Source organism: Candidatus Poriferisocius sp. (assembly GCF_965208475.1).
GTDB lineage: Bacteria > Actinomycetota > Acidimicrobiia > Acidimicrobiales > Bin134 > Poriferisocius.
This window is the reverse complement of record NZ_OZ242338.1, coordinates 943033-969154: the sequence shown is the minus strand read 5'-3', so window position 1 is coordinate 969154 and position 26122 is coordinate 943033. Positions and strand designations below refer to the sequence as shown.

The following is a 26122-nucleotide window of genomic DNA, read 5'->3' as shown; positions in this document are numbered from 1 at the left end:
TTCACTCCTTGCCGACATCTTTGTGGGGCTTCTCTTCGCTACGACGATGACACCGGTTGGCATGATCTGCCACCATTCCAACATGGTCTGGTGCTTTCAATGCGGCGCCGCTTACGACGAAGACGTGTCGGAGTGCGCGGAATGCGGCGTGGCCACCTTTCCCACCCCTCCGCAGCCGGCCGAAGAGGTGGGTGGTCCCGACGACGAGCAACTGGCCTACGAGTTCCACGAGTGGTCATACGACTCCCGCAGCGGGCTGGAGGCCGCGCTGCAAGCCCAAGAACTGGAGCACGCCTGGCTGGGCCCGACGCTGATCGTGTGCGAGGCCGACGAGGAGGCGGTGGACAAGGCGGTGGAGGAAGTGCTGCGAGGCCAGCTCCCGGCGTTCGACAAGAGCCAGCCTGCGGTGGTGTACGAGTTGGGCGACTTCGACGACGCTCACAAGGCCGATGTCGTGAGCGAGTTGTTGACCGAGGGCATCGCCCATGAGATCGACTACGCCGGCAACCTGGCAGTGGGCGAGGCCGACGAGGAGGCGGTGGACGCTCTGTTCGACCGGCTGGCCAACGCCGTTGCCCAGCACCAGTTCGGGCCGGGGCTGCCCGATGCGGAGCCCTATCAGGTGCTGGAGGCGCTGTTCTTTTCCTCCGACCGGCTCCGGCGCTCCGCCGTCGACTCCAAAGCGGTGGAGGACTTCGCGATCGCTCATGACCAGGTGGTCCAGCTCAGTCTCCCGTGGGGCTACGACGCCGAGTTCTGGCGAGCGATGCTGGACGCCGCCGATGCCCTGCGAGTGGCCTTGGCCGCCGGGCCCGACCCTGTCGACGGAGACGCGGCCTCCAAGCAGGCTGCCGAGGACCTGCGGGAATTGCTGCGGAGCTACATGTAATGCGGAGCTACTTGTAGTGCGCCGGTACATGTAATGGGAGCAATGAGCAGGCCGATCGTGGAGGGGGTGGTGCTGACCCACGGTGCGGGTGGAGACCGCGACCAGCACACGCTGGCAGCCATCGCGGAGGGACTGTCCCCGCTGCCGGTGGAGCGCATCAACTTCCCCTACCGCAACCAGGGCCGCCGGCCCCCCGACCGGGCGCCCAAGCTGCTGGCCTTTCTGCACGAGGAAGTTCCGGCCATCGCCGCCCGGCTGGAGACCGATGTTGGGCGCTTGGTGCTAGGGGGCCGGTCGATGGGCGGCAGGATGTGCTCGATGGCGGTGGCCGAGGGGATGGCTGCGGCGGGGCTGGTGCTGCTGAGCTATCCGCTGCACCCACCGAAGAAGCCCGAGAGTCTGCGGACCGGGCATTTCCCAGAGATCGACGTTCCATGCCTGTTCATCTCCGGCGACCGCGACCCCTTCGGCAGTCCCGAGGAGTTTGCCCAGCATCTGCCGGCCATCAAAGGCCCGGTGAGCACCGTGTGGCTCGAGGGAGAGCGCCACGATCCGAAGAGGGCTGATGAGCAGATAGTCGCGGCAGTGGCCGGCTGGTTGGCGAGCCTCTAGCCCTCTCCTGAGTCTTCAGGGTTGAGTTCTTCAAGAGATCGCCGAGTGGTCTCGGGGTAGAACAGGAGCACCAGGATGGCCACGACGATCGGGCCGGCAATCAACACCGAGAACGCGGTGCCATATCCCCAGGCGTCGGCCATTACCCCAGCGGCGGCGAGTCCGGCGGCACTGCCCGCCACACCGGCTATCCCCAGGAGTCCGTTGGACTCCGACCGGCGGATGGTGCCGAACATCTCAGCCCGGTACACCCCCAGCGTCGGCACCGTAGTTGCGGTCATAAGGGTTCCAACCGAGATCAGAACCCACATGGGCCATCCGGCCAGGGTGAAGTGCCACCAGGCGAACAGCGCGCCGCCGCTCACTCCGATAGAGGCAAGAACCCGTCGGCCCCGGAGGTCGGCCAGCTTGCCGGCTATGAGCATGCCCGGTCCCGCGGTCCAAGCAGTGAGCAGAGTGAAGATCGTGATCTTGGTGGCACTGAAGCCCCGTTCGTCCCGCAAGAAGTCGTTTTGCAACTGAGAGGCCGGTGCGGCGAACAACAGCACGGCAAAAGAGGTCACGGCCAAGAGCACTAGTCGGAATTGGTGCTGCTTTGGCGGGCGGGTTCGAGGCTGTCGGCGGGCAGTTTCGAACCGCTGGGATTCGGGCAGTCTGCGGGCCGCGTACAACACCAGGGGCAGTCCGGCCAGCGCCATCAGGAAACTGAGTCGCCACGCGGTGACCCCCAGGTCGGCCAGGGGTACCGACCCGACGGCAATTCCCGACCCCAGCCCGGCGGCCATTCCCAGCATGGAGGCCACAAAGGCCCGTGAGCCGGCCGGGGCTTCTTCGAGTGCGAACACAAAGACGAGCAGAGCCATGGCATGGGACAGTCCCCGGGAGGTTGCCTGGACCGCGGCCAAGGAGGCCAGGTTGGCAACCAGGGATGTGGCCGCCGAGGCCACGATGGCCCCAGTCGCGGCGTAGATCAGGGTGCGCCGCCGGCCCTTCCGGTCGGCGAGTGCGGCCACCGCCACCGTGATCAGAATGCTGAGCCGGATCAGCGACAGGGCCACACCCGCGGCTGATTTGCTCTCCCCGAACTCCTCTCGCGCAAAGGTGATGGTCTGGCCGAGCAGCGTTCCCAAGAACCCGGCGAGCACCGCCAGCGTGGACAGCAGCGCCACAATCCGAGCTTGTCGGGCGGTGAAGCGGTCGGGGGGGTGCCACCAGGGCAGGTCCCGTCCCTGACGCAGGGCCCGGCTTACGGGGATGGTGAAGAGCACCCGCCAAACCGGGATGGCCAGCCGGAAGTCGAACTGCTCGGTGATCTCCACCTGATCAGAGCTGATCGGCTCGACGGCGACCGTGCGGCGGTAGTGATCGACCGGCCCCTCTACCGCGGTGAACACCCCATCAGGCTCGGCGCGCTCCAAAACGATGTCGGTGCGGGGGCTCAGCAGGCCGTCGGGGCCGTTCAGCAGGCCATCGGCGGCTTCAGCGCTCAGAACGCGACGAGAGATCACTCGGGGCATGGGCTGAGGCAGTCTACTTCTGGTGTCCGCCGCCACGACTTCGCCGGTGGGAGCGCGGGCACCATACTTGTCGGGTGGAGCGCGTCCAGCAGGAGGACTTCGATCAGCAGGACCGGATCGAGGTTCGGGCCGGCGGCCCGCTGGAGGGGTCGGTGGCCATCGGCGGGGCCAAGAACTCGGTGCTCAAGCTCATGGCCGCCTGCCTGCTCACCGAGGGCACCTTCGTGATCCGCAACGTGCCCGATATCCACGATGTAACGGTGATGGGCGAGGTGCTGAGGGCGATGGGGGTATCGGTCAGCCGGTCGAGCAACACGCTGACCATCGTGCGCCCCGCGGAGGTCGACCCGGTGGCGCCCTATGCGCTGACCGAGCAGCTTCGAGCCTCCACCGCGGTGTTGGGCCCCCTGTTGGCCAGTGTTGGCCACGCCACGGTCGCCATGCCCGGCGGTGACGACTTCGGGCCCCGCCCCATAGACATGCATGTCGCCGGCCTGGAGGCCATCGGCTGCCGGTTCGAGGTCTCCGGGGGCGATGTACACGCTGTTGCCGACAATCTGATCGGCAGTCAGGTGCTGTTGGAGTTTCCCAGCGTAGGCGCCACAGAGAACGTGATGATGGCCGCGGTGCGGGCCAAAGGCACCACGGTTATCGACAACGCGGCCCGGGAACCAGAGATCGCCGACCTCGCCGGATTCTTGAACCACATGGGTGGCCACGTTCTCGGCGCGGGAACATCCACCATCACGGTGCAGGGCGTAGAGGAGCTGCGCCCGGTGGAGCACACGGCGATCAGCGATCGAATCGAGGCGGCCACCTTCCTGGCCGCCCTCGGGGTGGCCACCGGCGAGATCACCCTTGTGGGCGCCCGGCTAGACCACATGGCGATTCTCTGCCGCAAGATGGGAGAGATGGGGGTGAGAACCTCATCAGACCCCGATGGGGTGTGGGCGATGTGCAACGGACGCCTGCGGTCATCAGATGTGTCCACGCTGCCGTATCCTGGCCTGCCCACCGACTGCAAACCGCTCTTGGTGGCCATGCTCTCGGTGGCCGAAGGGGTGGGGATAGTTACCGAGAATCTGTTTTCGGGCCGGTTCCGGTACGTGGACGAGTTGATGCGCATGGGGGCCGACATCCGCACCGAGGGCCACCATGCGGTGATTCGAGGGGTCGAACGGCTGAGCGGGGCGCCGGTGCGGGCGCCCGACATCCGAGCGGGGGCTGCACTGGTGATCGCCGGGCTGGCTGCCGACGGAGCGACCGTAGTGGCCGACCCCCATCACATCGATCGGGGTTATGAGGATTTCGTCGGAAAGCTCAGCGGCCTTGGGGCCGACGTCCGCCGCGAGATGCCCGGCGGTTAGCCAGAAATAGAAGGCCCGCCAGCAGGCCCAGCGGCGCGGCCACCAAGAGGATCTCATCCCAGCCGCCCTGATGGGCCAGCACTTCCACACTGGCGAGTCTGTCAGATGCCCGCATGGCTCACTGAACGAGTTCGGCGGGAGGGTTGGCGAATCGGGCTCCGGTTGAGACAATAGAAGGCGTGCAGAACGCCGTAGCTCAGGTGATCGAGGCCATCCGCCCCGCAGTGCAGGCCGACAACGGCGATATCTTCCTGCGGGGGGTGGACGAGGACACCGGCGTGGTCACCGTGGAGTTGACAGGGGCCTGCGTGAGCTGCCCGGCCTCGACGGTCACGCTTAAGGCCGGGGTGGAGCGGATTCTCAAAGACCGGGTACCCGGGGTCACCGAGGTGGTGAATGCGGGCCAGAACCTGCTGAGCGACGGCTCACCGGTGGGCTTGTAGCCGCATACCGCAAGCATGGTCCCGCAAAGAACCGACGCTTGGTACGTCAGCTATGTGCTCATAGCCGCCAACGTTGCGTTGTTCATTGTCGGCATGGCGATGGGGGACACCCTCAGTGGTGGGGGCACTCTCGATGGCCTAGTTGTCGAAGCCGCCACCTGGGGGGCGGCCATCGACGTCTACAACGAATGGTGGCGGGTGTTCACCGGGGGATTCTTACACCACGGCCTATTCCATCTCGCGGTGAACATGTACTCGCTTTACATTCTGGGATTGGCCTTGGAGCGGTGGCTGGGGCGAGTGCCGTTCACGGCGGTATACCTCTCGTCGCTGGTGAGCGGGTCTTTCGGGGCGCTGATCGAGACCCCCAACTCGCTGGTCGCCGGGGCGTCGGGGGCGATCTTCGGGCTTATGGGCGCCTATGCCGCGCTGTTGCTAACCCAAGGGGTGGGCTTGTTCCAGACCCCTATAGGACCGATTCTGGCCATCAACCTGGTTATCAGCTTCACCGTTCGGGGTATTTCGCTGGGTGGCCACATCGGCGGGCTCATCGGCGGTGTCCTCGTGGGGGCAGTAGCAGCTCAGGCAATTCGCAGACAGCGTCACGTCAATGCGACCTCGCTGCTATCGGCCGCCGCGGTGGCGGCGGCTTCCTTCGTCGGGTCGCTTTGGGCCGCTTCCCGTTGGGTGGATGCGTTCTAGGCAGCCTAGAACTGGGCGCGCAGCGTCTTGAGGTTGCGGCGCCATACCCACTCGAGGATGCGGGCACCCGCGAGGTCGCCCAAGAGGCCTCCCATCCACCAGGGGAAGTGCAGCTCCTCGGTCCAGCAGAATTCGGTGCGTCCAGTTCCCGCCGGAGCGAGGGTGAAGCGGCCCTCGCCGGCGACCAGGCCGGTGTGGCGCACTCCGATGGCCTTCTTCTCGGCCCATTCGGTCACCACCATGGCATCAGTGAGCCGCAGGGGGCCGACCTTGGTGCGACATTCGAACGCGGTGCCTACCCCCTCGGTTTGGGTGCTCTGGAAGGAAATCGACACAGCATCGGCCATCCACTCGGTGTGGCTTTCGATGCGTCGCACGTACTCCCACACGGTGTCCAAAGGCGCTTCGATGGTGGTGGAAACCCGGATTCTGCCCACAAGTTCAGTCTAAATGCGGTCTTTGGGGAGAACCCCAGCCATGAGACCGTAGAATCCAGCCCATGCCCGACGCTGACATCGAGTTCTTCTGGGATCCGATCTGCCCGTTTGCCTGGATCACCTCCCGCTGGGTGACCGATGTCTCCCGGCAGCGGGACTACTCCGTGGATTGGAAGTTGATCTGCCTGTCGATCCTCAACGAGGACAAAGACTACGACGACTTCCCAGAGGGCTACCGGGAACTGCACCACAAGGGTCGACGGATGCTGCGGGTGGCCCAGGCGCTGCGGGACGAGCATGGCCCGACAGCCGCTGGCGCGCTCTACACCGCATACGGGGCCACAATCTGGAACCCCGACGGGGATATCCGCTCGACCATGGGCGAGGTGGCTTCGGACGGGCACTTGTCTGCCGCGCTGGAGAGGGCGGGCGCATCGCCGGAACTGTCTGCCCGGGCCGAGGACGAGTCGCTAGACGGCGCCTTGCGGGAGTCCACGCTTGAAGCGCTTAGCCGAACCGGGCGGGATGTGGGCACCCCGATCATCACCTTCCACCACGACCGGGGGTCGACCTCGTTCTTTGGGCCGGTGGTGAGCCAGGTACCCGCTTCAGAGGACTCGGTTCGGCTGTGGGACGCGGTGGTAACGCTGGCCGAGTGGCCATCGTTCGCCGAGCTGAAGCGCTCCCGGCGCGACGATCTGGTGTTCCCCACGGTGTGATCGGGAGGATCGGCAATGGCATCTGGGACATCTAGAGCGATCGCATACCTGGACAATGCGGCATCCACGCCGCTGTGCCCGGCGGCAGCCGAGGCCATGGCCCCGCTGCATCGGGAGTTGTATGCCAATCCGACCGGCGCGCACCGGATGGCTCGGGACACCCGCCGCCGGATCGACGACGCCCGCGACGTGATGGCCGAGGCCCTGGGTTCAGAACCGGGTGAGGTCGTGTTCACCGGAGGAGGCACCGAGGGCGACAACATGGCGGTGGTCGGTCGGCACATGCGGGTGGGTGGAGTAACGGTGTGCTCGGCCATCGAGCACCACGCGGTATTGGCGCCGGTAGAGCATCTGGGCGGCCGGGTGGTGGCGGTGGACGCGGCCGGGGTGGTCGACTTGGACGCGCTGGCCGCGGCCCTCGACGACGGCGTGACCGTGGTGTCGGTGATGCTGGCCAACAACGAGACCGGCATAGTTCAGCCCTTGGAGCAGGTGGCCGCGGCGGTGCGCTCGGGGGCCCCTCAAGCGGTGCTGCATACCGACGCGGTGCAGGCCTTTCCCTGGCTGGACGTGGCATCGCTGGCCGCCTGCGCCGATCTGATATCGGTGAGCGCCCACAAGTTCGGCGGCCCCAAGGGGGTGGGGGCCCTAGTGGTGCGCGGCGGAGTGGAGCTGTCGCCTTTGATGTTGGGCGGCGGCCAAGAGCGGGATCTGCGCCCGGGCACCCACAACGCGGCAGGCATCGCCGGGATGGCCGCGGCCGCCGAGGTGGTGCTGAAGAGCCGGGCCGAGCAGGCACTGCGGCTGGGCGGGCTGCGGGATCGGCTGGCCGACGGGGTTCTGGCCGCGGTCGCCGGCACGGTGGAGACCGGGGAGCGGTCGGGCAAGGTGGCCGGGTCGGCCCACCTGTGCTTCGAGGGCATCGAGTCGGAGGCGCTGCTGTTTCTGCTGGAGGATGCCGGCGTGTACGCTTCGGCCGCGTCCTCTTGCTCCAGTGGGGCGCAGGATCCCTCGCATGTGCTGGCCGCCATGGGCTACGACCGGATGCTGGCCGGGGGGTCGCTGCGGCTGTCTTTGGGCTATGAGACCACCGATGCCGATATCGATCGAGCGCTGGCGGTGATCCCCGACGCGGTGTCCCGGCTTCGGGACTACAGGACGGGTTGAGGACGAGGGCTGAGCGGTGCGGGTGTTGGCGGCCATGTCTGGAGGAGTGGACTCCTCGGTGGCCGCGGCCATGCTGGCCGCGCAGGGCCACGATGTGGTGGGAGTGACCCTCAAGCTGTGGGGCGGGGAATCGGACACCGGATGCTGCTCGGTGTCGGATGTGGAAGATGCCCGCCGGGTGGCCGACCGGTTGGGGTTGCAGCACCACGTGTTCAACTTCGGCGACGCCTTCGATGAGCGAGTGGTCGGCCCTTACGTGGATGACCACGCTGTCGGGCTCACACCCAACCCGTGTATCGAGTGCAACCGCCACCTCAAGTTCGACAAGCTGATGGTGCGGGCCGAAGCCCTGGGCTTCGACGCGGTGGCCACCGGCCATCACGCCCGCTTGGATACCACCGGTGGCGGGTTCCGGGTGCGCCGAGGGATGGACGACGCCAAAGACCAGTCCTACGTGCTGTACATGTTGGGCCAGGCGCAGATGTCTCGGCTGCTGTTGCCCATCGGTCATCTGACCAAGGCCGAGGTTCGGGAGCGGGCTGTCGGTCTGGGCCTGCGGAACTCGGCCAAGCCCGACAGCCAGGATGTTTGCTTCATCGCCAACCGGGCCGGGGGGCGGCAAGGGTTCCTGTCGCGCCGGCTGGAAGAGTCCCCGGCCACCGTGGTTGACTCCGACGGCACGGTCCTGAGCACTGTCGAGACCGTGCAGGCCGTGACCATCGGCCAGCGCCGGGGCCTCAACCTGGGCGGCACCGACGAACCCCGCTACGTGACCGATGTGGACATCCCCGCAGGCCGGGTAACCGTGGGCCGTCGCCAGGATCTGTACTCGCCGACCCAAGAGGTGACCGACATCCAGTGGGCCGATGGAGCGGTCGAAGGCCCAGTGGACATCCAGGCGAGCGCCCACGGCACCCCCGCAGTCGGAGTAGTAGACCCAGCAGGCAGAGTCGACTGGCTAAAGCCCCAGCGCCGAGTAGCCCCCGGCCAGGCTCTGGTGTTCTACCAGGGCGAATTCGTGGCCGGCGGGGCAGTAGCTGATTGAGCTGGATGGATTACGGACCACTCGCGGGACTAAGGCTGATGGATTGCCCGGCATGTCCGCTGCCTAAAGCCTTAGGGTCCTCGAACTTGACAGCAGGGAATGCGAAAATCGTAAAGTGACTTCGCTGATCCCTTCTGCTTTTCGGTCGATGGACGCTGCCATTGTTCGTGGTGAGCTGATTGTTCGAGAAGGACGCGACGATAAGGAGTTTCATTTTCAGCGGTGGGTCCAGGCTCGTCTCGGCGAGGCTGGCATCAATCACGACGATCCAGGTCGGAACAGCTACCCGGACTTGACGTTGGTAGATACCCCCGAAGGAATTGAAGTGAAGGGCCTGTCCACACCGGGGCGCGATGCTTCGTTCGATGGGAATAGCCAGGTCGCCCGCCCGACACACAATGGTCGGACGATTTACTATGCCTTCGGCAGGTACCCGGCGTCCCCAGAGGGCAACACCTTTCCAGTTGTGGACCTTGTGATCGTCCCTGGCTCCTTCCTTAATGCCGACGATACTTATGAGCACAAGAACACAAGCACCCGTGGGTTCGGCAGCTATGGCGACGTCTTGCTCCGCGACCGCAAGATGTACGTAATGCCGACCCCGGTAGTCCTGCTTGAAGGGGTTGAGGGTACTCGCACGCTCCTACTACCCGCTGGCGATGATCCAGGTAACGGATTCGTGCAAGTCGGGGAGGTCACTCGGGTTGAGGTTGAAAATGTGATGACTGGCTATGCGTTTGACTTCGCCACAAACCACTTGAGTGCCACTTATCGCAGGAACCCAACCGCTGGACGACGGCACCATTTCAGGGCATGGCGGATTGCCCGGTCTGAAGGTCCGGGTGCCGAGGTGACCATGAGCAATAGTGTCACTCCAAGTGCCTAGAGTGGGCTTGTGGGCGATCTGACCGCACTCAGCATGTTTTCCGGTGCCGGGGGGCTCGACCTTGGATTCGAGGCGGCGGGGTTTAACACTGTCACTACCGTTGATCATGACCCGAATGCTGTTGACACGCTCCGCAAGAACCGGCCTGAGTGGAATCCAGTCGAGGCTGATGTACGGGAATGGTCGCCCGAAGGTTTGCCCAACACCCCGGATGTGTTGCTAGCCGGACCACCATGCCAAGGGTTCAGCCTCGGCGGGAACCGCCAGGCAGCGGACAATAGGAATGGGCTGTTCCGAGAGGTGTGCCGTGTTGCCGAACGGGTGCGTCCTCGCGTTGTCATCATCGAGAACGTCTTGAACCTGCGCACGATGCTGCATCCCGACACCGGGCGGCCATTCATTAAGGAGATCGCTGTGTCGCTGGCCGAGGCTGGATACGGGGACATTGCTTGGGATGTGTTCAAGATGGATGGTCACGGCGTGCCGCAGACTCGCCGTCGGTTTGTGTTCGTGGCGTTTCGAGACGGGGCTCCTGACGGTTGGCACCTCCCAGCCCCCTCAGGCTATGAGCCGATCCGCCCATGGTTGTGGGACCTCGCTCATGGTGACAAGATCTCGTTGCCTAATCATGATCCCTCATGGGGATTTAAGTCGCAGGTGCATGTTGATCGAAGAACGGATCCCGGCCAAGATGCGCCGATAAGCGTTGTACGGTTCTCCCGGACGGCTTCCGATGGCAACCCGATTCGGAGTTGGGATCGCTCTTTCCCGGCTGTGGATACCGCGACGGTATGGGGCCTTGCCCACGGGCACGTGTCCGCTCGCCGAGAGCCTAGAGATCGAAGCAGCGATGCAAAGTTCGTCCGGAATCCAGACACTGATGTCACCTTGTGGCGTGTCCGGGCTGACCGCCTCCGTTCGCTCACACACCGAGAATACGCCCGTCTCCAGACTTTCCCAGACTCCTGGGAGTTCGTCGGTGGCAACAAACGTGATGTGCATCTCCAAATTGGCAACGCCGTTCCGGTCCGGTTTGCTGAACGGCTAGGCCACAACATCAGGGAGGCGCTCCGAGCCCTTGATACTGGCCAAGCATTCCCCCAAATGGAAGATGCCCCTCTCCGGCTCTTCTGACTCTCCCTAGTCGCTGTCCTTACCGAGCTCTTCGCGTTGAAGCTGGGACCGGGGTGCTTGTGGGGGTCCGCTGCTGAGGTGGGGGCCTCGCCGGTTCTTGTGACTGTCACATAGTCAAAGAGTCGGGAGGCCCCTGGTGGTTCAGGCTGGTTCGGTTTCAGGTTTCGGCGCGTTCGGGTTGGCGGTTGTCGCCGAGCGCGTCGAGGCCGGGGAGTTGGTGGTGGAGGTGGAGTCGCCCGGCGGGCGGGTTGTGCGCTGCGGCGCGTGCGGGAGCCGGGCCCGGTCCAAGGGTCGGCGCAGGGTTGTTTTGCGCGACGCTGCGGCGGCCGGGGGGATGCCGGTGGGGGTTCTGTGGAACAAGCGCGTCTGGGCGTGCCCTGACGGGGGGTGCGGTGCCAGGACGTGGACCGAGGAGTCCGGGCTGGCCGGGCCGCGCCGGGTGCTCACCAGCAGGGCTGTGGAGGCGGCGGTGGGCGCTTTGGCGGCTGTGGGGGCGTCGGTGGCGTCGCTGGCCCGCAATATGGGCGTGGGATGGCACACCGTTTGGTCGGCGGTCCAGCCGGCGCTCGAGCAGGCGGCCGGCGACCCGGACAGGGTCGGGCCTTCGGCCCGCTTGGGGTTCGACGAGACCGTCATGGGCTCCGCGACAAGGTTCCGCAGGCGCCGGTTCACAACCGCAGCGGTCGACGCGGACACCGGGCAGGTCATCGACGTGTTCGACGGCAGAGACGCCGCTGACCTGGAGCGATGGGCGCAGATGCGGCCACGGGAGCAGATGGCCTGCGTCGAGGTGGTGTGCTGCGACCCCCACGACCGATACCGCAAAGCAGTCCGCGGCCTCAAGGCAAAAGGTGCGCTGGCCGCCGACGCGCAGCTCGCGGCGGACCCGTCCCCGCATCGTGCGCCTGGCGAACCGGGCGCTCGACGAGTGCCGCCGCCGCACCCAAAACGACGCCCTGGGCCACCGCGTCCGCAAAGGCGACCCGCTCTACGGCGCCCGCAAACTGCTCCTCACCGGCGCCGAGCGCCTCAGCGCCGCCGCGCGGGACCGGATCCGCCGGGCACTCGACGCCGGCGACCCCTACGACGAGGTCGCCGACTGCTGGCAAGCCAAAGAGAAGATCCGCTCGGTGTTCAAGACCGGAGACGCCGACCAGGCCGCCGCCCGCCTCGGCGAGGCCATCGAATACTGCCGGGCGCCCGAGGCCGCCCCCGAGCTGCACAAGCTCGCCCGAACCCTCACCAAATGGCGAACCGAGATCGAAACCAGCGTGCGGACCCGCACCCACAACGGCCGCACCGAAGCCGCCAACGCCAAGATCAAAGACGTCAAACGCTCAGGCCGAGGCTTCACCAACCTCGACAACTACCGGCTCCGAATCCTGCTTGCCGCCGGACGAAAACCCGGCCAAACTCAACCCGTCACAAAAATCAGAACCCGACGTCCCCGCTCAGACGCGTAGAGCCGGATTGCAACCGACCATCCCAACTTGGCTCGCACCTACGCGAAGACCCGAGTTGCGCTTGATCAAGCTATTGGTCCTGCCATCAGTTCAGCATGGGATAGCGCCGCAATCACCAAGGCCACCGACATGAACTTAGATGGTTGGGGTCCTGACACGAAATGTAGGAAGGCGATCACCGATCTGCAGCATGAGATCGAAAAGCGCTTCGGCTTACGGCGTTTCAGGAGACAGAAAGGCCAATCGGCTCTAAAGGGTTGACCTAATCCACTTGCAGGTCTGCTCCGGCGAGTTTGGCGGTAGCTGTTCAGGCAACTAGCTCCTTCAGGGCGGCCAATCGGGGGGCGATGAGGTCGTCGATGATCCTGGGGCGGTCGGCGGGTGGGGCAAGGGCGGCTTCGCCCCACAGGGCTCGTCCGACGGTGAATCCGGAGCAACCCGAGGCCATGGCCACATCCAGTTGGGCGTGGTAGCTCTCGAAGGCGCCGCCGCCAGAGAGCAGTGTCCAGGGCATGTCGCTGCGGGCGGTGATCTCTGAGCAGGCTGCGGCCCAGCGGGCCTGGTCGGCGTCATGGTCGGGGTCGATCGGGAATGGCAGCTTCAGCACATCGGGGCCCATGGGGGCGAATCGGTCCACGGTGTCGAGCACGATCTTGGGGCGGATGGACGGATCGTCCAAGGCATAGAACAGCGGTTCTACCAGCAGGGGGATGCCCACCCGCCGGCACTCGGCCACGATTTCGGCTGCGGCCTTCTCTTGGGCGGTGGCGTGGGGGCGGTCAGGCCGGTACAGCACCAGCAGCTTGGCCGCGGCGGCCCCGCAGTCGGCGGCGGCCTGCGCCGACCAGCCGTCGAGGAGGGCAACGGGGGCGGCTTCGGGATCGGCCATGTACCCCTGAGCCTCCAGCGCGGCGGTGAAGCCCACCCCGGGGGGCAGCGTGCCGTCCAGAAGCTGGGGGATGGAGTACTCGGGCTCGAGCATCACACCGGTAGCCCCGCCGGCCAATCCGACTACCAGGTCGTGCTTGAGGTTGACAATGGCCTGGTGGGACACAGAATCGGGATTGTCGGGGGCCAGCACGCTGCGCAGCGAGTCGCGGTGGTCGATGGCCAGCACCGCGAACCGCCCCTTGTGGGTGAGGTCGTCCACGCTCATTTCAGTTGGAGGGCACCGCGCCGGCCACCGGCAGCGTCCACGCCCCCGCACCCCAGTCGGCCTCGATCCAGGTGTGCTCGGCGTCAAAGCAGGGAGGTGTGCGCCGCTGATCGCCGATCAGCTCGCCGGCCAGGTAGTTGAGGAAGTACATGTTGGAGCCGGGGCAGGCCACCGACGTGTGATACCCCTTGGGAACCAGTGCCGCGTCGCCATCTCGAATCACCACTGCTTCGTCGAAGTTCTCTTCAGAGCGCCAGTTGCGGTGCATGGCGTAGCCCTCAGGGCGATCCAGGCGGAAGTAGTACACCTCCTCCAGATAGGGCGAGCCGTCTCGCCCGTCGTGGCAGTGGGGGGGCCAGCCCGACCACGTGCCCCGGGGCACGAACACCTCGTAGAGGATGAGTTTCTCGGCGGGCAGCGGATGGGCCAGGGAGTGGACCACTTGGCGGTAGGCCTGGCCGCCGCCGCGGATTTCGACCCGCATCTCAGACGGCTCGATGACTCGGGCCGGGTAGCGACCCTCGGCCGGGGCCGAGCCCACCGCGGCTGTCAGCGAGCCCTCGGTGGTGATCTCATAGGGAGTGCCCGGCGGCAGATAGACGATGCGGCCCAGCTCCTCGAACACCGACGTGCGGCCGATGGCGGTGTCGACCTCTCCGGCTGCCACCCGTCCCGAGCCGGACAAGGGGACGATGGCGGTCTCCCGGTCGGATTCGACCCCCGACCACGAGTCCGACGGGGTGAGTTCCACTACCGAGAAGGCCACGTTGTCCCATCCGGCAGTTTCGGGGGTGATCTCCAGGATTCGCCCCGGCCCCGGCTGGGGGCGGATGGGTCCTGATGCGGGCGCGGTCGCCATGGTCAATCTCCTGTTCCCGGGGATGCCGCCACAAGTTCGCCGGCGTCCAACTCCTGTTTGAAGCGCTCCAGCAGCTCACGGGTTCCCAGCGGCTCATAGCCCAACACCTCGGCGGTGCGCGGAGTGCAGATCGTGGTGTCGTAGGGAATGCGGGCGCCGCCCAGCGACGCCATCATCTCCGGGTCGGGCGCGACCGACCGCAAAAGAGCAGGGTCGTGGCCGAACACCTCGCAGGCCAATCGGGCCAACTCCATGCGTCCGGCCGGCCCGGCCCCACAGCAGTGAAAGATGCCGTCGGCTTCGTCGTTGGCCGCGATCAGCCACATGGCCTCAGCGCACTCGCTGGCCAGACTGGGGGTGGCCGCCATGTTGATATCGTCACCCTCCCACACCCCAAATGGCTGGCCTTGAGACACCGCGTCGAGCACGGTGGTCACGAAGTAGCCGAAGCCGGGGTCTTGGCCCCGGGGCATCTCGTCACGAGCCCAGTGCATGCCGTTCACCGCCGAAACCCGGGCTATGGCAGCCCGATCGGCCCGCAGCAGGGCGGCCTGTTCGCTGAGGGCCTTAAGCACCCCGTAGTAGTTCACCGGGTTGGGGGGCGTGTGCTCGTCGGCGCCGATCTGGGTTCCGTCGAACACCCAGTCGGTGGACACCACGATGAGCTTGGCGCCGGTCTGGTTGGCCGCTTCGGCCATGGTCAGGGTGGCATCCACGTAGCTGCGCCAGGCCAGCTCCCGCTGGTTGTAGATGCCGTCCAAGTCGTTGAGGATCATGGAGTGGACGATCACATCGGGGTCGAACTCGGCCACGCTGGACAGCACCGCGTCGGCGTCCAACAAATCCAGCGGCTCGGTGGTGTAACCCTGGGGGTTCTCGGGGACGAAGGAGTGGACCGGGCAGTGGACAGTGGCGCCGTGGCGCTCGGCGAACACCTTCACGATGTTGGCCCCGATGAAGCCGGTGCCTCCGGTGACATAGGCCCGCATGGGTCAGCCGTTCCCGTCGGTTCGCGGTAAGTCTCTGATCTTGGTGTGCGCCCTCATGAATCAGCCGATCTCGTCGATCTGCACCGGGCGACGCTCGCGCACCGAGCGCCATGCGGCCAAGCCGATGGCCAGCGGTGCCCGCCCGTCGGCCAGGGTGACCGGCGACGGTTCTCCCTGCATCATGGCTACGAAAGCGTCCCACTCGGCCAGATACGACGGAACGTACCGCTCCAAGAAGAAGTAGGGCAGGGCAGGCCCGCGGGCGCCGTCGGCGGTTCTGGTCACCGCGGTGGCAGTAAGGGGGTTCTCAGAAGCGGCCATTCCGGCCGACCCGAACGCCTCCACCCGCTGGTCATAGCCGTACACCGCTCGGCGGCTGTTGTCGATGGTGCTGATGGCGCCGCTTTCGTGGTGGCAGACGACCACCGCGGTGTCGAGGTCGCCGACCTCGCCGATGGCTTCATCCACCAGCACCGCGCCGGTGGCGTAAACCTCGGTTACCTCGCTGTTGGTGACGAAGCGGATCATGTCGAAGTCGTGGATGGTCATGTCGCAGAAGATGCCTCCGGACTCGTCCAAGTACATCAGCGGCGGAGGCTCGGGGTCGCGGCTGGAGATGCGCACCAAGTGGACATCGCCCAAATCGCCGGCGGCCACCCGGTCGCGCACGTAGCGGTGGCTGGGGTCGAAACGCCGGTTGAACCCCACTTGCACCGGGATGCCCGCGGCCTCGGCGGCGGCGATGCCCCGGTCGACGTCGGCCAGGTTCAGTGCCAGCGGCTTCTCCACGAAGGCGGCCTTGCCGGCCTCGGCCGTGGCCACCAGCAGGTCGATGTGGGTGTGAGTGGAAGTGCAGATGGCCACGGCGTCGACGTCGTCGGCTTCCAGAACCTCGGCGGCATCGGTGGCCTGGCGCACTCCCAGATCCTCGGCCACGGAGGCTGAGGCCTCGTCGACCACGTCGTAGACCGCGGCCACCTCTGCGCCGGGCACCTGGTGGGCGATCAGTTCGGCGTGCATCCGCCCGATCCGCCCGCAGCCCATGACCCCGATGCGCACCGGGCTCATGATTGGGCCTCCTCGGGTAAGGGCACAAGGCTTGACACCACCCGGCCGTTTCGCACTTCCACCGGGTACAAGGCTAGGGGGTCGGTGGCCGGAAGCCGCACCGGGGCACCGGTGCGGAGGTCGAAGCGACCGTTGTGCTTGGGGCATTCCACTTCGCAGCCCATTACCGCGCCCTCGGCCAGATAGGCCTGCCCGTGGGTGCAGAGTCCTTCGGCGCATACCAGAGTGCCATCGTCCAAGCGGAACAGGGCGTAGGCCTCGTCGCCCACATCCACTTGGCGGGCCGATCCGGGGGCAAGGGCGTTGGCCGGGCCGAGGTCGAACAGCCCGTCATGGCGACCGCCGGCCCACACGGTATGGCCGGTGTTGACAAAAGAGCGGCCCGCGTCGGGCACCGCGGGCACATCGTCGCGGGGCTCGTCATAGGCCGGATCGCGCCACTGGCGGCGCAGGGTGGACAGGATGTCGCGGAAGGCCGTCCAAGTGTTGGGCGCGGCCGGCGCCAGATAGCCCTTCACCTCCTGGTGCAGCGCGGGCAGGGCGTAGTAGGGCACGGTGGGGAAGATGTGGTGCTCAACGTGGTAGTTCATGTTGGAGTACAAGAACCGGAATACGGGATTCATGTAGACGGTGCGAGTGTTGAGGCGGTGGTCGAGCACGTCCTCCCGCAGCCCGGCGTGCTGGGTGACGGCGAAGAAGATCATCAACCAGGCGCCGTACACGGTGGGCAGGCCGACGTAGAGCAGGGGCACGATGGTCCAGGCCGCCGCCGACCAGGCGGTCACCCCGGCGAGGACGGCGATGTAAACCCGGGACTCCCACTTCAGCTTGGGGAGCTCGTCGGCGGGGATGAAGGAACGGGCCTCGTCGTCGATGCGCCCGACGGCGTGCTTGGCGGAGCGCACCACCATCTTGGGGACGTTCAACACTGGCACGAACAACAGCGCAATCGATGGGGGAGTGGAGGGACGGGGAAAGATGATCTCGGCGTCGCGGCCCACCACGATGGTGTCGGTGTGGTGGCGCACATGCGACCAGCGCCACAGGGTGGGCTGGCGCAGCAGCATGAACGAGGCCAGGTAATACACCACATCGTTGAGCCACCTGGACCTGAACGCGGTGCCGTGGCCGCACTCATGCCAGCGGGAGTCGCCGGCGCCGCCATATAGGGCGCCATATGCCGCGAATGCCGGGATCGCCCACCGGGTGCCCAGCGAGACGAAGGCGAGGCAGCCGAATCCGGCGAGCAGTCCCAGCCAGGCCGCGGTGTCGAGGGCCGCTCGGGCGTTGCCCCGCACCTGGAGTTGGCGCAGGCGCTCGGGGTCGATGGGCGGGCGGAACCACTCGGCCTCCACCAACCCGGACGCGGCGGCCCGACCGGCCTCGGGGCCGCCCACGCGGTAGTCGCGCCGAAGGGTGCTCATCGGGCTGTCGGGCTCACCATCCCACCCGTTGGGCGGCTTTGTCGGCGTCCATGGCCGCCCGGGCGGCCCGCACATCGGGGCTGGCGCTCACCTCGGGCACCCCCACCTCCCAGAACGACCCCCCTTCGGTCCAGCGGTAGGCGTTGGTATTGAGCGCGATCACATACGTCCGGTCTGAAGCGCGGGCCCGACCGAAGGCGGCCTCGAGCTCGGCGATCGAGGTCACCGTCTCGGCTTCACAGCCCATCGACTCAGCGTGGGCCGCGAAGTCCACCGCGGTCGCCTCTTGCACCCGGGAGTCGGCGATCAGGTTGTTGAACGGCACGCCTCCTTGGGCCAACTGCAAGCGGTTGATCACCGCGTAGCCGCCGTTGTCGCACACGATCACGATGAGCTTGTGACCGGTGAGCACCGTGCTGTAGAGGTCGCTGTTCATCATCAAATAGGAGCCGTCGCCCACCAGCACCACCACTTCGCGCGCGGGCAGGGCCATCTTGGCCCCCCAGCCCCCGGAGATCTCATAGCCCATGCAGGAGTAGCCGTACTCGCAGTCGAAGGAGTGGACCGCTTGGCCCCGCCACCCGTTCACCAGTTCGCCGGGGAACCCCCCGGCCGCAGCCAGCACATAGGTGGACTCGTCGGCGGCCCGGTCCACCACCCCCACAACCTGGGCATACGTGGGGAGATCGGCGTGGTCGTGGTCGGAGCTGTCGGCCGATGAGCCGGCTGGCGCCACCGCCTCGGGGGCGGCGATCTTGTCGATGTAGGCGTGGTACTGCGAAGTCTCCGAGGAGGCCCGGTCGGTCCACTCCTCGGGGGCCCGGTAGTGGCCCAGCGCGGCGCCGAGCTCGGCTAGGCCTTCGCGGGCGTCGGCCACCAATGGCAGCGAGCGGTGCTTGGTGGCGTCGAAGCGGGCCGCGTTCAGCCCGATGATCTGCACATCGTCGCCTCCGCCGAACACCGTCCACGAACCGGTGACGAAGTCACCCAGGCGAGTGCCCACCGCCAGCACCACGTCGGCCTCGGCGGCCATGGCGTTGGCCGACGCGCAGCCAGTGACCCCGATGGGCCCGCAGTTGAGCCGGTGGTCGGCCACCAGCGAGGTGCGCCCGGCCACCGTTTCGACCACCGGGATGTTGTGAATCTCGGCGAAGGTCCGGAGCTCGTCTTCGGCCAGCGACCAATGAACCCCGCCGCCGGCCACGATCAGGGGCCGCTCGGCGGCGGCCAGCGCGGCGGCGGCCCGGCGGAGCTCACGAGCGTCGGGTCGGGGACGGCGGATCTCGTGGACGGTCTCTTCGAATAAGCGAGCGGGAAAGTCATAGGCCTCTGCTTGGACGTCTTGGGGGAGGCCGATGAACGCCGGGCCGCAGTCGCCGGGGTCGAGCATGGTGTTGACGGCGTTGGACAGCGACTCGACTGCTTGTTCGGGGGCGGTGATGCGGTCCCAGTAGCGGACCACCGGGCGGAAGGCATCGTTGACGGTGAGGGTCGGATTGCCAAAGTGCTCGACCTGCTGGAGCACGGGGTCGGGGATGCGGCTGTTGAAGGTGTCGCCGGCCAGCAGCAGCAGCGGCATCCGGTTGGCCATGGCCACCGCGGCCGCAGTGATCATGTTGGTGGCGCCGGGCCCGATGGAGCTGGTGGCGGCCATGATGCGGCGGCGGCGGTTGGCCTTGGCGTAGGCCACCGCGGCCAGGGCCATGCCCTGCTCGTTCTGGCCCCGCCAGGTGGGCAGCGCTTCGCCGGCCTGCTCCAATTCGTGGCCCAGGCAGGTGACGTTGCCGTGGCCGAAGATGGCGAACACCCCGGCGAACAGGGGAACGGTTTGGCCGCCCGCCTCGATGCGCTGGGCGGCCAGGTAGGACACGACCGCCCCTGAGGCGGTCAATCGGACGGTCTCCATGGCTAGCGCTCCTTCCTCAGCCCGATCTTGTTCGTGCTGGCGTTTTCTCAGTCGATCCTCAGCGAGACCACATCTTCCCAGGCGCCGGTCTCCCAGCTCTTGAGCATGGCGGCTTGCACGCTGACGCAGGCCAGGGCCTGCTCCATGCCCGCGCTGTGGGGCTGTCCCTCGGCCACCGCAGTGAGGAACTCGTGGTCTTGCACCGCCACCATGTCTTCAAAGCCGATGGAGTTGGCATCGCCGGGCACGAAGGCACCGTGGTAGGGGTGGCGCTCGCTGGCCCGCACGGTGGTGTAGCCCTGCTGCGGGTCGGAGCCCCGAAACACCTGAAGCTCGTTGAGGGTCTCGTGGTTCCAGCTCAGCGCGCCCTTGGTGCCGTAGACGTCGAAGGCCATCTGGCTTTGGGGGCCGACGATGGCCCGGCTGGCCTCGAAAACACCCTGGCTGCCGTTGGCGAACACGGCCAGCGCCCCGAAATAGTCCTCGTTGGTGACCGTCCCGGTGGGATCGCCGGGCTGGCCCCGGTCGTAGTGGGTCCCCTCCCCGGAGGGCAGCGGGCGCTCGGTGATGAAGGTCTCGCCGGTGCCCACCACCCGGGTGATGGGGCCGTTGAGCATCAGGGCCAAGTCAACGGCGTGGCTCAAGATGTCGGTGGTGGCGCCGTGCCCGGCCTGGTCGATCAAAAAGCGCCACGAGAGCAAGCCCATCGGATCGGACCCGTACATCGAGAAGAACCGCCCCCGATAATTGGTTATCTGTCCCAGCTCGCCGGTTCGAATGAGCTCTTGGGCGTAGAGCACCAGCGGGGCGAAGCGGTAGTTGTAGCCCACCCCGGTGACGATCCCGGCTTGGCGGCAGGCCTTTTCGACCCGGGCGGTTTGGCTGGGGGTTCCCCCCACCGGCTTCTCGCAGAACACGTGCTTGCCGGCGGCCGCGGCGGCGGTGGCCAGGGATTCGTGCAACATGTTGGGGGCGCACACGATCACCGCGTCAACGTCGGGGTGCTCCACCGCCGGGCGCCAGTCGTCGGTGGCCTCTTGGAAGCCGAATGCCGTGGTGGCCGCATGGCGGCGGGCGTCGACGGTGTCGGAGCAGATCACCAATCGGGGGTCATAAGCACGGTCTTCGAACAGCGTGGGCAGCCGGAGGTAGGAGCGGGAGTGGGCTTGGCCCATCCAGCCGAAGCCCACCACGGCCAGCCCAAGGCGTCGCCGGGCGGTCATGGGGCTGCCCTCGCGCGGCGGTCGACGCTGGGATGGGCCGCGGCGGGATTGAGCAGATGCTCTGGGACCCCGCCCCGCAGCCAGGTGAGGGCCTGTTCCAGAGCCTGGCCCACCAGCCTGACGATGCCCACCGTGGTGGTGGAGGCCACATGGGGGGTGACGACCACGTTGTCGCGGCCCAGAAGCGGATGGCCGGAGGGCAGTGGCTCGGGATCGGTCACGTCCAAGCCGGCGCCGCCGACATGACCGGAATCGAGAGCGGTCAAAAGGGCGTCCTGGTCGACCAGAGCGCCCCGGGCGCAGTTGACGACGATCACGCCGGGGCGCATGGCGGCCAGCGAAGCAGCGTTGATGATGTGATGAGTCTCCGGCGTGGCTGGGGCATGGAGCGAGACCACATCGGCCTCTGCCCAAAGCTGGTCAATGCCGACCAACCCGCCCACCGGTGCTGCGTCCAGGTAGGGATCGCACACCAGCACGGTCATCCCCAGGGCCTCGGCGAAGTGCCCGAGCCGGCTGCCTATGCGGCCGCAGCCCACGAGGCCCAGCGTGCGTCCGTCCAGTTCCAGTGCGCCGGGGCCCACAAGCCGACCAGGGCCTCCGGCGGTGCCGGCCGCGAGGCGCCCTTCGGCGCCCTTGAGCCGCTTGGCCACCGCCATCATCAGCGCCAGGGCGTGCTCCGCGGTGGAAATGGTGGGAGCGTCGGGGGTGTTGCAGGCGGCCACGCCGTGTACGGCCAAGGCGTCGGGGTCCACGTTGTCATAGCCGATGCCCGAGCGGGCCACCACCTTGAGGCCGGGCAGCTTGCGGCAGGCGTCGTCATCCCAGGGACGATCAGCGGCTACCACCACCCCGTCGGCGTTTTCGGGGCCGTCCACCAGCTCCACATCGGAGGGGATCACTACCCCCGGTGGGGGAGTGCGGTCGATCCATATGCGGTAGCGCTTCTCCGGAGTGCTCATGTGGGGGCATCCGATGAATTTGCGGGTTCTCGAGCCAGCATCTCGTCGATCTCCGCAGGGGTGGGCATGGCGTCGGAGCAGGCCAGGCGACCAGCCACAATAGCCCCGGCCGCATTGGCCCGGGCGACGATTTCCACCGGGTCGAGGCCGGCCAGCAGCCCGTCGGCCAGCGACCCGCCGAAGGCGTCGCCCGCGCCCAGGCCGCACACCACCTCCACCATCATGGGGAGCACCTGAGCCCGGCTGTCTAGGGTGGCCGCTAGCACGCCGTCGGCCCCCTGCTTCACGATGGCCAGCGTCACCCCCCGCTCCAGCAGCCGGTCGGCGGCAGCATGGGGATCAGCGGTGCCGACGGCGATCTCGCACTCGGTGCGGTTGCCCACCGCCACGGTGGCCAGTTCGACAGCCTGGCCGATGTGGGCACCCGCCTTCTGAGGAGAGTTCCAGAAGCTGGGCCGATAGTCCAGATCGAGCACGGTGTGGGGTCGCCGATCGCGCCGCTCCAGCACCTCCAGCACGGTGGAGCGCGACGGCTCTTGGGCGAAGCGGGACCCGGCGGTCCACAGCACCGGCACGGTGGCGGCGATGTCGGGGATGTCGTCGGGCCGCAGGTTCATCTCCGGGCCGCGGGGCTCGCGGTAGAACAGCAGGGGCGGGTCGGTCGGGGGGTCGAGGGCGCAGAAGGCCAGCGCGGTGCGCAGATCGGGGTCGGTTGACACGTAGCGGTTGTCCACGCCGAACTTGTCGGCCAGTTCGGCCCGGATGTACTCGCCGAAGCCGTCGTCGCCCACCCGGGTTACCACCGCGGTCCGCCGGCCCAGCCGGGCGCAGGCCACAGCCACGTTGGTGGGGGAGCCGCCGATCGATTTGGCGAACGTCTGCACCTCGCTCAGCGGCACGCCGCTCTGCTGGGGATACAGATCGACGCTGACCCGCCCGATGGTGAGCACCTCGAGATCGCTGAGGCCGCGGTCTGCTTCGGCCGCACGTGTGTCAGACACGCAGCGATGCTAGGTGATTTGGGGGGTGGTTTACGTACCTGCTTGAGCCAGCTCGTGCTGGAGAGCCTCCAATTCGGCGCCGCCAGCCATGAGTTGGGTCAAATCGGCCTGGGACAGCTCTTCCTTGGCCCAGTTGCCCATGGACACGCCCCGGTTCAGGATCACGAAGCGGTCGCCCACCGGGTAGGCGTGGTTGGGGTTGTGGGTGATGAACACCACCGCCAATCCCTGGTCTCGGGCCTCGACGATGCGCCGCAGCACCACTCCCGACTGCTTCACGCCCAAAGCCGAAGTGGGCTCGTCGAGGATCAGCACCCGGGCGCCGAAGTAGCTGGCCCTGGCGATGGCCACCGACTGCCGCTCGCCGCCGGAGAGCGTGCCCACGTTCTGCTCGACGTCGCGTATGTCGATGCCCATCTTGGCCATCTCTTCTTTGGCGATGCGCTTGGCTCCTTCGATGTCGATCTGGCGGAAAGGCCACATGCCGGTCTTGGGCTCCGACCCGAGGAAGAAGTTCCGCCACACCGACATGAGCGGCACCATGGCCAAATCCTGGTACACGGTGGCGATTCCCCGGGAAAGGGCCTCGCGGGGCGAATTGAAGCGCACCTCTTCGCCTTCCATGAGGAGGGTGCCCTCGTCGTGCTGGTGTACGCCAGCCAGGATCTTGATGAAGGTGGACTTGCCCGCGCCGTTGTCGCCGAGCACGCAGGTGACCTCACCCGGGTTCACCGTGGTGGTGACCCCGGTGAGGGCGATGATGTTCCCGTAGAACTTCGAGATGTTGTTGAGTTCGAGGAATTCAGCCATCAGCAGACCTCCTTGAGGGTTTTTGGTGTCGGTACAGGTTGTGAAGAGCTAGTCATCGGACCTTCTCCGCTTGCGAGCGCACGTAGTTGTTGACCAGCACCGCCACCAGCAGCAGAGCGCCCAGCACCAGGAAGCGCCAGTCGCTGTTCCAGGTGGCGAAGCCGATGCCGGAGGTGATCATGCCCCAGATCACCGCACCGATGGCCGCACCTATGGCTGACCCGTAGCCGCCAGTCAAGAGGCACCCGCCGACCACGGCCACGATGATGTAGCGGAACTCGTTGCCGTCGCCCACGTTGGCCTGCACCGAGTTGAGCCGGAAGGCGATCACCATGCCGGTGATCCAGGCCGATGCCGATACCAGCATGAACAGCGTGGTCTTTGTGCGGGCGGCGGGCACACCGACCGAGCGGGAGGCATCCTTGTTGCCGCCCACCGCGAAGATCCAGTTTCCGAATTGGGTACGGGCCAGCACCCAAGCACCGAGCACCGCGAAAACCAAGAACAGCATCACGCCCACGCCGTAACGGGTCTGGCCCCGGGTGACGGCCAATTCCTCACTGGTGATGAACATCAGCTTGGCTGCGAGGCCAAGCATTACCGAACCGAGCCCGACGAAGACCAACGATCGGCCCACACTCTCGTCCTGGGTGAACAGGGTGCGGTAGAGGGTAGCTATGGCAAAGACTGCGAAGGCGACAATGCCTCCCTTGGCCACCGCCATGATGATGCTGTATAGGATGCCGTCGCTTTCGGCCAGTTCGAGGATCAGCGACACGAGTCCAGCGGCCAACCCCAGTCCTGTCCCGATTTGCTGCGCTAGCGGGCCGTGCGCCGGCGGTGGTGGGGCAGAGGTCCGTCGGGCGGCAATCAGCCGGGCGACGGCGGAGGCGGCCAGGAGGAGCGCGATCAACAAAAGCGCGGTGAACAACTCCACCCGAAGCTTGCGGGAGTCGGCCTCCGAGCGAATGAAGAACGCCAGTATGACGACTCCCACCGAGGTGCCCAGGGTGAACAGCTCCGCCAGCCCTCGGCGCCGAGCGGCGATGCTGAGCAGTACCACCCCGGCAAAGCCCAAGACGCCGAAGATGATGGCACGGGCGCCTTGCACCGTCACCATATAGCTGACGCCAGGTATGAGGGCTACCAAGGCACCGATGGCCGGGTATCCCGCGCTGACCCGCCCCAAGGCGGCCAATACGGCCAATACGCCGGTGGCCCCGATTCCAATGGCCAGCACCGTGCGACCCGGCGTGCCGGTCAAGAAGTCAAGGCGGTCGGAATTGTTGGAGTCCATGACTGCGGCGATCAATATGGCTCCAGCGATGGCTACGACTCCGGCGATCAGGAACCGGACCACCCGCGGGTCGTGCTCTGCTGGCGCCGGTTCTCGCTCCGCTGGCTGGTAGCGGGCCAGACACCATCCGGCCACCGCCACCAGCACCCCCGCTCCGGTGATGAGACCGAACACCCAATTGGCGCCCACTCCGTCTTGGGCGAGCAGCAAAATGAAGCCGATAGCCCCGACCGCTGTGCCACTCGCCGAAACCATGTAGCCGCCCATGTTCGAGCGTTCCCGGCGGGCGTAGGCCAGTTCCATGGTGCCCAGTATCAAGATGACCGCCCCGATGATGAGCAGGCCGCTCCAAGCCCAGTCTCGGTTGTTCCAAACATGGCCGTTGCGTACCCAGGTGGCGCCGAAGATGTTGTCCCAGAACTCATAGCCTCCCGACCGGTCGAGACCTTCGGCGATCACCTTGTTGGTGAACAGCTTGGTGAATCCGAGCTTGGCCCCGATGAGAATGAAGAACGTGCCCAGGGTGACGATGAAGCTGGGTAGTGAGGTCTTGTCCACCAGCGTCCCGTTGAACCAGCCGATGGCCAGCGCAAAGGCCAGCGAGAGCGGGACCGCGAGGTGAAGGCTAAGCCCGGCACCGCCCAACTCGGCGGTGTCGCTGCTCAACAGCACCACAATCACCGCGGTCGCCCCGGTCATAGACCCCGAGGAGAGGTCGAATTCACCTCCGATCATCAGCAGCGCCACCGGCACCGCCATCAAGCCGAGGGTGGCGGCCACATCCAAGTAGTTGGCCGTGCCGCCCGCGGTTCCGAATGGCGCAGAAACCAGCCAGAACAGCAGCCATACCCCTACCGCGCCGATAAGGGCGCCGATCTCTGGCCTGGTCAGCAGCTGCTGGACCGGTCCCCGGTGAGCCAATCGCTCGTCTGGGCTGTCAGCCGCAGAGTCAGTCGTGGTTGGTGTCGCTTCGGCCACGAGAGTCCCCCTCTCTCTACCTGGGCAAGATTTGATTGGACACTATATATGAAGTGCCGCGTGTCGAT

At 66.6% G+C, this 26122-nt stretch carries 25 protein-coding genes and 1 pseudogene; 12 read left to right on the top strand and 14 right to left on the bottom strand.

Translation table 11 applies throughout. The features are described 5' to 3' along the window. The first annotated feature begins 46 nt into the window (after nucleotides 1-46). On the top strand, nucleotides 47-889 hold the full coding sequence (locus tag ACOGXA_RS04470; protein WP_419926082.1) for a hypothetical protein: 843 nt from the start codon (nucleotides 47-49) through the stop codon (nucleotides 887-889). Nucleotides 890-931: 42 nt separating this feature from the next. Next, nucleotides 932-1501 carry an alpha/beta family hydrolase gene (locus ACOGXA_RS04465; protein ID WP_419926081.1) on the top strand — a complete coding sequence of 190 codons (570 nt, stop codon included), beginning with the start codon at nucleotides 932-934 and terminating at the stop codon, nucleotides 1499-1501. Here ACOGXA_RS04465 and ACOGXA_RS04460 read toward each other — a convergent pair. Next, a complete protein-coding gene (locus ACOGXA_RS04460) occupies nucleotides 1498-3018 on the bottom strand; it encodes an MFS transporter (protein ID WP_419926080.1) in 1521 nt (506 codons plus the stop codon). The two genes, ACOGXA_RS04465 and ACOGXA_RS04460, sit on opposite strands and share 4 nt — an antisense overlap. Nucleotides 3019-3092: 74 nt before the next feature. Between ACOGXA_RS04460 and murA the strand changes: the two genes are divergently transcribed. From murA to ACOGXA_RS04445, 3 genes are all read left to right on the top strand, one after another. Next, on the top strand, nucleotides 3093-4385 hold the full coding sequence (gene murA / locus ACOGXA_RS04455) for a UDP-N-acetylglucosamine 1-carboxyvinyltransferase (RefSeq protein ID WP_419926079.1): 1293 nt from the start codon (nucleotides 3093-3095) through the stop codon (nucleotides 4383-4385). Nucleotides 4386-4564: 179 nt separating this feature from the next. Then, the gene (locus ACOGXA_RS04450; RefSeq protein ID WP_419926078.1) at nucleotides 4565-4828 is read left to right on the top strand and encodes a NifU family protein; all 264 of its coding nucleotides are present in this window, start codon (nucleotides 4565-4567) and stop codon (nucleotides 4826-4828) included. Nucleotides 4829-4843: 15 nt separating this feature from the next. After that, entirely contained in the window at nucleotides 4844-5530 is a 687-nt protein-coding gene (locus ACOGXA_RS04445) for a rhomboid family intramembrane serine protease (RefSeq protein WP_419926077.1), read from the top strand. 5 nt (nucleotides 5531-5535) lie between these two features. Here the strand turns inward: ACOGXA_RS04445 and ACOGXA_RS04440 are convergent, their stop codons facing one another. Continuing rightward, entirely contained in the window at nucleotides 5536-5967 is a 432-nt protein-coding gene (locus ACOGXA_RS04440) for an SRPBCC family protein (RefSeq protein ID WP_419926076.1), read from the bottom strand. A 62-nt stretch (nucleotides 5968-6029) separates the two neighbouring features. On the opposite strand from ACOGXA_RS04440, the gene ACOGXA_RS04435 reads away from it, so the two are divergent. The 5 genes from ACOGXA_RS04435 to ACOGXA_RS04415 all read left to right on the top strand — a co-directional run bounded on the left by ACOGXA_RS04435 (nucleotide 6030) and on the right by ACOGXA_RS04415 (nucleotide 10918). Continuing rightward, on the top strand, nucleotides 6030-6686 hold the full coding sequence (locus ACOGXA_RS04435; RefSeq protein ID WP_419926075.1) for a hypothetical protein: 657 nt from the start codon (nucleotides 6030-6032) through the stop codon (nucleotides 6684-6686). Between the two features lie 15 nt (nucleotides 6687-6701). Next, entirely contained in the window at nucleotides 6702-7853 is a 1152-nt protein-coding gene (locus ACOGXA_RS04430; RefSeq protein WP_419926074.1) for a cysteine desulfurase family protein, read from the top strand. Nucleotides 7854-7869: 16 nt separating this feature from the next. Further along, the gene (gene mnmA / locus ACOGXA_RS04425) at nucleotides 7870-8898 is read left to right on the top strand and encodes a tRNA 2-thiouridine(34) synthase MnmA (RefSeq protein ID WP_419926073.1); all 1029 of its coding nucleotides are present in this window, start codon (nucleotides 7870-7872) and stop codon (nucleotides 8896-8898) included. Nucleotides 8899-9013: 115 nt separating this feature from the next. Further along, on the top strand, nucleotides 9014-9784 hold the full coding sequence (locus tag ACOGXA_RS04420) for a hypothetical protein (RefSeq protein ID WP_419926072.1): 771 nt from the start codon (nucleotides 9014-9016) through the stop codon (nucleotides 9782-9784). Nucleotides 9785-9793: 9 nt separating this feature from the next. Continuing rightward, the gene (locus tag ACOGXA_RS04415) at nucleotides 9794-10918 is read left to right on the top strand and encodes a DNA cytosine methyltransferase (RefSeq protein WP_419926071.1); all 1125 of its coding nucleotides are present in this window, start codon (nucleotides 9794-9796) and stop codon (nucleotides 10916-10918) included. A 141-nt stretch (nucleotides 10919-11059) separates the two neighbouring features. Here the strand turns inward: ACOGXA_RS04415 and ACOGXA_RS04410 are convergent, their stop codons facing one another. Next, complete coding sequence (locus ACOGXA_RS04410; RefSeq protein ID WP_419926070.1) at nucleotides 11060-11614, bottom strand: hypothetical protein; 555 nt, start codon at nucleotides 11612-11614, stop codon at nucleotides 11060-11062. Here ACOGXA_RS04410 and ACOGXA_RS04405 point away from each other — a divergent pair. Together ACOGXA_RS04405 and ACOGXA_RS04400 are read left to right on the top strand one after the other, a co-directional pair. After that, nucleotides 11553-11699: pseudogene (locus ACOGXA_RS04405) on the top strand (hypothetical protein); the annotation flags it as partial. The gene ACOGXA_RS04410 and the pseudogene ACOGXA_RS04405 sit on opposite strands and share 62 nt — an antisense overlap. Before the next feature lie 118 nt (nucleotides 11700-11817). Continuing rightward, entirely contained in the window at nucleotides 11818-12381 is a 564-nt protein-coding gene (locus tag ACOGXA_RS04400; protein WP_419926069.1) for an ISL3 family transposase, read from the top strand. A gap of 307 nt (nucleotides 12382-12688) precedes the next feature. Here ACOGXA_RS04400 and ACOGXA_RS04395 read toward each other — a convergent pair whose 3' ends face one another. Genes ACOGXA_RS04395 through ACOGXA_RS04345 form a run of 11 tightly spaced genes read right to left on the bottom strand, consistent with a single transcriptional unit; the run spans nucleotide 12689 to nucleotide 26054 of the window. Then, complete coding sequence (locus ACOGXA_RS04395) at nucleotides 12689-13537, bottom strand: 2-deoxy-5-keto-D-gluconate 6-phosphate aldolase domain-containing protein (protein ID WP_419926068.1); 849 nt, start codon at nucleotides 13535-13537, stop codon at nucleotides 12689-12691. Nucleotide 13538: 1 nt separating this feature from the next. Continuing rightward, a complete protein-coding gene (iolB, locus tag ACOGXA_RS04390) occupies nucleotides 13539-14396 on the bottom strand; it encodes a 5-deoxy-glucuronate isomerase (RefSeq protein ID WP_419926067.1) in 858 nt (285 codons plus the stop codon). Nucleotides 14397-14398: 2 nt separating this feature from the next. Further along, the gene (locus tag ACOGXA_RS04385; protein WP_419926066.1) at nucleotides 14399-15385 is read right to left on the bottom strand and encodes an SDR family oxidoreductase; all 987 of its coding nucleotides are present in this window, start codon (nucleotides 15383-15385) and stop codon (nucleotides 14399-14401) included. A 60-nt stretch (nucleotides 15386-15445) separates the two neighbouring features. Next, a complete protein-coding gene (iolG, locus tag ACOGXA_RS04380; protein WP_419926065.1) occupies nucleotides 15446-16453 on the bottom strand; it encodes an inositol 2-dehydrogenase in 1008 nt (335 codons plus the stop codon). Further along, nucleotides 16450-17877, bottom strand: coding sequence for a fatty acid desaturase (locus ACOGXA_RS04375; protein WP_419926064.1), 1428 nt, complete (start codon nucleotides 17875-17877; stop codon nucleotides 16450-16452). Before ACOGXA_RS04375 ends, iolG begins: the two co-directional genes overlap by 4 nt. A gap of 13 nt (nucleotides 17878-17890) precedes the next feature. After that, on the bottom strand, nucleotides 17891-19783 hold the full coding sequence (gene iolD / locus ACOGXA_RS04370; protein ID WP_419926063.1) for a 3D-(3,5/4)-trihydroxycyclohexane-1,2-dione acylhydrolase (decyclizing): 1893 nt from the start codon (nucleotides 19781-19783) through the stop codon (nucleotides 17891-17893). A gap of 47 nt (nucleotides 19784-19830) precedes the next feature. After that, nucleotides 19831-21006, bottom strand: coding sequence for a Gfo/Idh/MocA family protein (locus ACOGXA_RS04365; protein ID WP_419926062.1), 1176 nt, complete (start codon nucleotides 21004-21006; stop codon nucleotides 19831-19833). Continuing rightward, nucleotides 21003-21968: an NAD(P)-dependent oxidoreductase gene (locus ACOGXA_RS04360; protein ID WP_419926061.1), complete on the bottom strand. Its 966-nt coding sequence runs from the start codon at nucleotides 21966-21968 to the stop codon at nucleotides 21003-21005. The genes ACOGXA_RS04365 and ACOGXA_RS04360 overlap by 4 nt, the downstream gene beginning before the upstream one ends. Continuing rightward, nucleotides 21965-22969 (bottom strand): 5-dehydro-2-deoxygluconokinase, encoded by a 1005-nt coding sequence (gene iolC, locus ACOGXA_RS04355; protein ID WP_419926060.1) that lies wholly within the window; start codon nucleotides 22967-22969, stop codon nucleotides 21965-21967. The genes ACOGXA_RS04360 and iolC overlap by 4 nt, the downstream gene beginning before the upstream one ends. A gap of 30 nt (nucleotides 22970-22999) precedes the next feature. Next, nucleotides 23000-23779 carry an ATP-binding cassette domain-containing protein gene (locus tag ACOGXA_RS04350; RefSeq protein WP_419926059.1) on the bottom strand — a complete coding sequence of 260 codons (780 nt, stop codon included), beginning with the start codon at nucleotides 23777-23779 and terminating at the stop codon, nucleotides 23000-23002. Nucleotides 23780-23831: 52 nt separating this feature from the next. After that, nucleotides 23832-26054 (bottom strand): ABC transporter permease, encoded by a 2223-nt coding sequence (locus tag ACOGXA_RS04345; RefSeq protein WP_419926058.1) that lies wholly within the window; start codon nucleotides 26052-26054, stop codon nucleotides 23832-23834. Between the last annotated feature and the right edge of the window lie 68 nt (nucleotides 26055-26122).